The organism is Burkholderia sp. Se-20378 (assembly GCF_017104665.1).
GTDB lineage: Bacteria > Pseudomonadota > Gammaproteobacteria > Burkholderiales > Burkholderiaceae > Burkholderia > Burkholderia lata.
The window spans coordinates 1-1,214 of the sequence record NZ_JAAGPG010001121.1 but is presented as its reverse complement, the minus strand read 5'-3'; the positions used below and the strand labels follow the sequence as shown (position 1 = coordinate 1,214).

Here is a 1,214-nt window from a genome sequence, read left to right as displayed (position 1 = left end):
GCCGCCGCACCGGCCGCAGACGACGCCGAAGCGAAGAAGCGCGCGATCATCGCCGCCGCGCTCGAGCGGGCGCGCAAGAAGAAGGAAGAGCTGTCCGGGCAAGACGCCGGGCCGAAGAACACCGAAGGCGTGAGCGCGGCCGTCCAGGCGCAGATCGACGCGGCCGAGGCGCGCCGCAAACGGCTCGCCGAACAGCAGGCCCAACGCGACGCCGATGCGGCGGCCGCGACCGGCAACGACGAAGAGAACGACGCAGGCAACGACGGCCCGGGTGGCCCGTCCGCACCGCCCGACCAGAACGCTCCATGAACGCCAGCAAACGACGCGCGATCTACGAAACGCTGCAGAGCCTCAATCCGCATCCGACCACCGAGCTCGAATACTCGACGCCGTTCGAGCTGCTGATCGCCGTGATGCTGTCCGCGCAGGCGACCGACGTATCGGTCAACAAGGCGATGCGGAAGATGTTTCCGGTCGCGAACACCCCGCGACAAATCGTCGCACTCGGCGAAGAAGGCGTCACCGAGTACATCAAGACGATCGGCCTGTACCGGACCAAGGCGAAGAACGTGGTCGCGACGTGCCGGATCCTGCTGGACCGCTACGACGGTGAGGTGCCGGCCGATCGCGAAGCGCTCGAAGGGCTGCCGGGTGTCGGCCGCAAGACCGCGAACGTCGTGCTGAACACCGCGTTCGGCCAGCCGACGATTGCGGTCGACACGCATATCTTCCGTGTCGCGAACCGCACCGGGCTCGCGCCGGGCAAGGACGTGCGCGCCGTCGAGGCCGCGCTCGAGAAGTTCACGCCGAAGGAATTCCTGCAGGACGCGCATCACTGGCTGATCCTGCACGGGCGCTACGTGTGCAAGGCCCGCAAGCCCGAATGCTGGCACTGCGCGATCGAGCCGCTGTGCGAATTCAGGCCGAAGACGCCGCCGCCCAACGAGTGACGCGCAACCGCGGCTGACGTGCAGCCGGACGCACGATGCCCGCCGCATCGGCCGTTGTTCGACCGGCAAGCCGCCACCGCAACCGCGACAGCGCGTAGCCACCCGCGCCATCGCCTCCGCTTTCCCCTTCCACACTACGCGTTGGACGTCGCCGTTGCGTCGTCAGCCGCCGCGCCGCCCGCGCGCACCAGCGCCAGCACGGCAGCCAGAATCGCGACGCCGCCCGCCCACTGCAGCGGCGACAGCGCTTCGCCGAACAACAGC

1 protein-coding gene and 2 pseudogenes are annotated in these 1,214 nt (G+C 68.9%); 2 read left to right on the top strand and 1 reads right to left on the bottom strand.

Annotated features, from left to right (window positions below; translation table 11 throughout):
• Positions 1 to 309 (top strand): annotated as a pseudogene (locus G3N93_RS40510) (electron transport complex subunit RsxB); the annotation flags it as partial.
• Positions 306 to 950: an endonuclease III gene (gene nth, locus G3N93_RS40505; RefSeq protein WP_042976184.1), complete on the top strand. Its 645-nt coding sequence runs from the start codon at positions 306 to 308 to the stop codon at positions 948 to 950. The pseudogene G3N93_RS40510 and the gene nth, both read left to right, overlap by 4 nt.
• A gap of 97 nt (positions 951 to 1,047) precedes the next feature.
• On the opposite strand, the pseudogene G3N93_RS42350 reads toward nth, so the two are convergent.
• Positions 1,048 to 1,214, bottom strand: a pseudogene (locus G3N93_RS42350) (EamA/RhaT family transporter); the annotation flags it as partial.